Raw genomic sequence first — 6467 nt, forward strand, 5'->3', positions numbered from 1 at the left:
AAGTGGAAAGTGAGCGTAAACGCAGGTGGCTGACGCCGACTGGGCTGGCCCTGTCAATGGGCGAGGCAATGGAACCACCCGGCGACTCGTGATCGTCGAGTCGCCGACGAAGGCGCGCAAATTAGCCGGCTACCTGGGTGCGAACTACATCGTCGAGTCCTCCCGCGGACACATCCGCGACCTGCCCCGGGCGGCGGCCGACGTGCCCGCGAAGTACAAGTCGCAGCCGTGGGCCCGGCTCGGGGTGAACGTCGACGCGGACTTCGAGCCGCTCTACATCATCAGCCCGGACAAGAAGAGCACGGTCACTGAGCTCAGGGGCCTGCTCAAAGACGTCGACGAGCTCTATCTGGCCACCGACGGTGACCGCGAGGGCGAAGCCATCGCCTGGCATCTGCTGGAAACGCTGAAGCCCAACATCCCGGTCAAGCGGATGGTCTTCCACGAGATCACCGAACCGGCGATCCGCGCGGCCGCCGAACATCCCCGTGACCTGGACATTGACCTGGTCGACGCGCAGGAAACCCGCCGCATCCTGGACCGGCTGTACGGCTACGAGGTCAGCCCGGTGCTGTGGAAGAAGGTGGCGCCCAAGCTGTCAGCGGGCCGGGTCCAGTCGGTGGCCACCCGCATCATCGTGCAGCGCGAGCGCGATCGCATGGCGTTCCGCAGTGCCGCGTACTGGGACGTGGTCGCCGAGCTGGACGCCACCGTGTCCGACCCGGAAGCCCAGCCGCCCACCTTCACTGCGCGACTCACCAACGTCGACGGCTTGCGGGTGGCGACTGGACGGGACTTCGACTCGCTGGGCCAGCTGCGCAAAGGCAGCGAGGTCTCGAAAGAAGTCATAGTGCTCGACGAGTCGCACGCCAATGACCTGGCCGCGGGTCTGCGCGGCGCGCAGCTGAACGTGGCCTCGGTGGAGGAAAAGCCCTACACCCGGCGTCCTTACGCGCCGTTCATGACCTCGACGCTGCAGCAGGAGGCCGGCCGCAAGCTGCGGTTCTCTTCCGAGCGCACTATGAGCATCGCGCAGCGCCTCTACGAAAACGGCTACATCACTTATATGCGGACCGACTCGACCACGCTGTCGGAGTCGGCGATCAACGCCGCCCGCACCCAGGCCCGCCAGCTTTACGGCGAGGAATATGTCTATCCCTCGCCGCGCCAGTACACCCGCAAGGTGAAAAACGCCCAGGAAGCGCACGAAGCGATCCGGCCGGCCGGTGACACGTTCGCCACTCCGGACGCAGTGCGTCGTGAACTCGGCGGCGACGACTTCCGGCTCTACGAGCTGATCTGGCAACGCACCGTGGCCTCGCAGATGGCCGACGCCCGCGGCACGACGCTGAGCCTGCGGATCGCCGGTCAATCCGGAAGCCAGCAGGTGGTGTTCTCTGCCAGCGGGCGCACGATCACCTTCGCGGGTTTCCTCAAGGCCTACGTGGAGACCGTGGACGAACTGGCCGGCGGCGAAGCCGACGACGCGGAGCGGCGGCTGCCGCACCTCGCCGAGGGGCAGCGGTTGGACGCCACCGAGCTCACCCCCGACGGGCACGTCACCAACCCGCCGGCGCGCTACACCGAGGCATCGCTGGTCAAGGCACTCGAAGAGCTCGGCATCGGACGCCCGTCGACCTATTCGTCGATCATCAAAACCATCCAGGACCGCGGCTACGTGTACAAGAAGGGCAGCGCGCTCGTGCCGTCGTGGGTGGCATTCGCCGTCACCGGGTTGCTGGAGCAGCATTTCGGCCGGCTGGTCGACTACGGATTCACCGCCGCGATGGAAGACGAGCTCGACGAGATAGCCTCGGGCAACGAGCATCGCACCAACTGGCTGAACAACTTCTATTTCGGCGGCGACCACGGCGTGGCCGACTCGGTGGCGCGCTCCGGGGGGCTGAAAAAGCTGGTCGGGATCAATCTCGAGGGGATCGACGCCCGAGAAGTCAACTCCATCAAACTCTTTGACGATGCCGAAGGACGCACCATCTATGTCCGAGTGGGCAAGAACGGGCCCTACCTGGAACGGATGATGCTCGGCGATAATGGCGAGCTGAAACCGCAGCGGGCCAACCTCAACGACACGCTCACCCCCGATGAGCTGACGTTGGAAGTGGCCGAACAGCTTTTCGCGACACCCCAGGAGGGTCGGACGCTCGGGGTGGATCCGCAGACGGGGCACGAGATCGTCGCCAAAGACGGTCGGTACGGGCCGTATGTCACCGAGGTCCTGCCGGAGCCACCGGAGGAGCCAGACGCCACCGGAGCCAAGAAAGGCAAGAAACCCACCGGGCTCAAGCCGCGTACGGGTTCGCTGTTGCGCAGTATGGATTTGCAGACCGTCACGCTGGAGGACGCGCTGAAACTGCTGTCGTTGCCACGGGTCGTCGGTGTAGATCCCGACTCTGGCGACGAGATTACCGCGCAAAACGGGCGCTATGGCCCATACCTGAAGCGCGGCAACGACTCTCGCTCGCTGGCCACCGAAGACCAGATATTCGAAATCACTCTCGAGGAGGCACTGAAGCTCTACGCGGAGCCCAAGCGTCGTGGCCGGCAGGGAGCAGCGGCCCCGCCGCTGCGCGAGCTGGGCAATGACCCGGCGTCGGGCAAACCGATGGTGATCAAGGACGGCCGCTTCGGCCCGTATATCACCGACGGCGAGACCAACGCCAGTCTGCGCAAGGGCGACGACGTCTTGTCGATCACCGACCAGCGGGCCGCGGAACTGCTGGCTGACCGGCGGGCCCGAGGTCCCGTGAAGCGGACGGCCAAAAAGACCGCGCGCAAGAAGCCGGCGAAGAAAGCTGCCAAGCGGACCTGATCGCGCCCTGTGACGGCGGAAAGCCCGAGCTCAGAGCTCCTCAGGTTTCTTTTTCATCTTGTTGCTTAAAGGCTGGTGATTCTCAGCCTGTTCTCAGGTACACTAGTCCTGACGTCTGCTGTGAAACCGTCACGGCTGACCATAAGGGAGAGTTATGCGGTCCGCTATCCGATACTGCATCACCGCTGGTGTTGCACTCGGTGGCCTCAGCGTCATCATCGCCGCCCCGTCGGCGCCGCCGCTGCGCGACATCCAGGTGCCCGCGCTGCAGCTCTCCGGGAACACAGACGAGAACCCGGATGTGAACAGCTCGTCCGTCGAAGATTTGTTGCAGGTCATGTACGGATTGGAGACGCCGGTGGTGGTGCAGAACATCACCGAGTCCGATGCCGGAGCCCCGAACAGCGAACAACCGTCAAACGTGCCGGGCCTCAGCGGCCTGTTGAACCTCGGTGGTGACCCTGCCGGCGCCGCCGCGACCCAGCCCGGGAAGACGTTCGTGGATATCGCCCCGCCAACGCCGGGCGACCTCACTGCAGCGCCGACCAGCCCGCCACCGCCGGCCGGCTAGCCGATTTCGCTGGATACCTCTTCCGGCGCGGCAAGGTTGAGCGGCCGAGCCAGCTGGGTGGGGGCATTGCGTCCGCGCAGCGCGACGATCTCGGCGACGTCCCAGCACAAGGCTTCGGCATCAAGGGCGCCGCTGACCGCGACCGCCGAGGCCAGCACGTGGCCGTCTTCGAGCTTGGCCAGCTCGGTCAGCCGCGCAGCCTCGTTGACCGGGTCACCGATCACCGTGTACTCGAAGCGGGCCTGCGCGCCGATGTGACCGGCGATGGCGCGCCCGGAGGACACCCCGATGCCGAACTCCGCGGAGCCGATCACCGTTAGCAGCTCGTCGTGCAGCTCGCGGGCCGCTGCCAGCGCGCCGCCGGACGCGTCCGGGTGCTCGATCGGTGCGCCGAAGATGGCCAGCGCGGCATCGCCCTGGAATTTGTTGACGAAACCGCCGTGCTGGCCGACGGTGTCGACCACCACCCGGAAGAACTCATTGAGCAGGTTGACCACCTCTGCGGGTGGTCGTGTCGCCGCGAGCTGCGTCGAGCCGACCAGATCGACGAACAGCACCGCGACATCCCGCTCCTGCCCGCCCAACTCGGTGCCGCGCTCGAGCGCGCGGCGGGCAACGTCCTCACCCACGTAACGGCCGAACAGGTCGCGCAGCCGTTGCCGTTCGGACAGGTCGCGCACCATGTCGTTGAAGCCGGCCTGCAACAGCCCCAACTCGCTGGCGTCGTAAATCTGCATGTGCGCGTTGTAGTTACCGCGCTGTACCTCGCCGAGCGCCCAGCGCAGCTGACGCAGTGGGCCATCAATCGACATGGCCACCATCAGCGTGCTGGCCAGCCCGATGCCCAACGCCAGCAGCGCCAGCAAAAGTATCGGGTTCAACAGCTTCTCCGGCGGCCCATGAAGGTACGAAGCCTTGTCCCCCACCACGGCCAGCACGATCGCCAGCAGCGGCACCCCGGTGGACAGCGCCCAGGCCAGCATCTGGCGCCCGATGACACCCGATGCTTTGATGTTCTCCGGCAGCCCGCCCCGCAGGGCGGCAACGGCCACCGGTCGCAGCACCCGCTCGGACTGTAGGTAGCCGATGATGGCGGTGGCGGTGGCACCCAGGGCGGTAGCGACGGCCACCACCGGCGCGGCGTGCTTGGCCACCGGCCAGCTCGCGATGATGAACACCGTGCCGCCGATGCACCAGGACGCCAAGTTGATCACGGTGCGGTAGAACGGCGTCCGCAGTGCGCGGCTGCGGGCCAGCTCGGTGGCGGCCGGGTCGGTGTCGGTGAGCAGTCCGTCGCGGCGCTGCCACCGGAACACCGGCAGCAGTAAACGCGCACTGATCGCGGTTCCGAGGAGGAACAGCAGGACGGCCGAACCAGCGAAGATCGCCAGGTTGAGGGGCGGCAGTTCTTGCAGTTCGATGCGGTCTTCGGGTGGCAGCCCATAGCGCAGGAAGCCCAGCACCAGCAGTGCGCCGATGATGTCGGCCTGCAGCTGGCTCAGCGTGAACACCGGCCACGGTGTGCGGACAAACCATTGAACGAATGCGCTGATCCGCCCAGGGAGTGCCGCTGCCGTGCTCACCAACCCACCGTATCGGGCGTCTGGGACGAAAAAGTAGCCAGAACGTTCCGTGTACAGCCGCCTACGTTGTGGGGAGGTCAGCGCCGAGCAGTACTGTTGCCGGTGATGTCGCGGGTATTCGCACGGCTGGTCGGCCAGGAGTCGGTCGAAGCCGACCTGGTGGCCGCGGCCAAGGCGGCCCGCGGTGATTCGGCTCACACCGCCGCGATGACGCATGCCTGGCTGATCACCGGTCCACCGGGCTCGGGGCGCTCGGTCGCGGCGCTGTGCTTTGCGGCCGCATTGCAGTGCACATCGGCGGGCGTGCCCGGCTGCGGAGAATGCCGTGCCTGCACGACGACGATGGCGGGCACGCACGCGGACGTCCGTCGGGTCATCCCGGAGGGGCTGTCCATCGGCGTCGACGAGATGCGTGCGATCGTCCAGATCGCGTCCCGCCGCCCCAGCACGGGGCGCTGGCAGGTCGTGCTGATCGAGGACGCGGACCGGCTGACCGAAGGCGCGGCGAACGCCTTGCTCAAAGTTGTCGAGGAGCCGCCGCCATCTACGGTGTTTCTACTGTGCGCGCCGTCGGTGGATCCGGAGGACATCGCGATTACGTTGCGGTCCCGCTGCCGGCATATCGCGCTGGTGACTCCCTCGCCGGCGGCGATCGCCCAGGTGTTGATCGACGGCGACGGTCTCACGGTCGAGACCGCGAACTGGGCGGCTTCGGTCAGCGGAGGCCACGTCGGTCGGGCGCGGCGGTTGGCCACCGATCCGGAGGCGCGCGAGCGCCGGCTGCAGGCGCTCGGGCTGGCCCGGGACGCGGCCACCCGATCGAAGGCCTACGGTGCCGCCGAGGCGTTGGTGGCGTCCGCCGAGGCCGAGGCCGCAGTGCTGACCGCCGGCCGCGACGAGGCCGAAACCGAGGAGCTGCGCACCGCGCTGGGTGCGGGAGGCACCGGTAAGGGCACTGCCGGCGCTTTGCGCGGCGCCACCGGCGCGATCAAAGACCTTGAGCGACGGCAGAAGTCGCGTCAGACCCGGGCGTCTCGGGATGCCCTGGACCGCGCGCTGATCGACCTGGCGACCTACTTCCGGGACGCGCTGCTGGTGGCCGCCAACGCCGCAGGAGTGCGGCGCAACCACCCCGACATGGCGGAGCCCGTCGCGGCGATGGCCGCGCACGTCCCACCCGAGCGGTTGCTGCGCTGCATCGAAGCTGTGCTGGAGTGCCGCGAAGCGCTGGCGGTCAACGTCAAACCCAAATTCGCCGTCGACGCCATGGTCGCCACAATCGGGCAGGCGCTGCGCGACTAGCTGGGTTGCCCGGCTCTCCTCAGCTGCGCGGATCGTCGCTGGGCGAGGTTGGGCCACTCGCGTGCCCTGCCGTAGACTCATGCCGCCCGGCCGCACCGGGCGCCGCCGCCTTAGCTCAGTCGGCCAGAGCGATTCACTCGTAATGAATAGGTCGGGGGTTCGATTCCCCCAGGCGGCTCCA

Annotated in this window: 4 protein-coding genes and 1 tRNA gene; 4 read left to right on the forward strand and 1 reads right to left on the reverse strand. The window is 67.3% G+C overall.

Annotation, left to right across the window (positions count from 1 at the left end; translation table 11 throughout):
• The first annotated feature begins 25 nt into the window (after nt 1-25).
• Both topA and VEI45_RS24810 read left to right on the forward strand, forming a co-directional pair.
• Complete coding sequence (gene topA, locus VEI45_RS24805) at nt 26-2830, forward strand: type I DNA topoisomerase (RefSeq protein WP_324857212.1); 2805 nt, start codon at nt 26-28, stop codon at nt 2828-2830.
• Between the two features lie 154 nt (nt 2831-2984).
• A complete protein-coding gene (locus tag VEI45_RS24810) occupies nt 2985-3401 on the forward strand; it encodes a hypothetical protein (protein WP_324857213.1) in 417 nt (138 codons plus the stop codon).
• Here the strand turns inward: VEI45_RS24810 and VEI45_RS24815 are convergent.
• On the reverse strand, nt 3398-5041 hold the full coding sequence (locus tag VEI45_RS24815; protein ID WP_324857227.1) for an adenylate/guanylate cyclase domain-containing protein: 1644 nt from the start codon (nt 5039-5041) through the stop codon (nt 3398-3400). The genes VEI45_RS24810 and VEI45_RS24815 overlap by 4 nt on opposite strands.
• A gap of 48 nt (nt 5042-5089) precedes the next feature.
• Here VEI45_RS24815 and VEI45_RS24820 point away from each other — a divergent pair, with 48 nt between their 5' ends.
• On the forward strand, nt 5090-6286 hold the full coding sequence (locus VEI45_RS24820; RefSeq protein ID WP_324857215.1) for a DNA polymerase III subunit delta': 1197 nt from the start codon (nt 5090-5092) through the stop codon (nt 6284-6286).
• Nucleotides 6287-6390: 104 nt separating this feature from the next.
• Nucleotides 6391-6467 (forward strand) — tRNA-Thr (locus tag VEI45_RS24825).

Source organism: Mycobacterium sp. (genome assembly GCF_035623875.1).
GTDB lineage: Bacteria > Actinomycetota > Actinomycetes > Mycobacteriales > Mycobacteriaceae > Mycobacterium.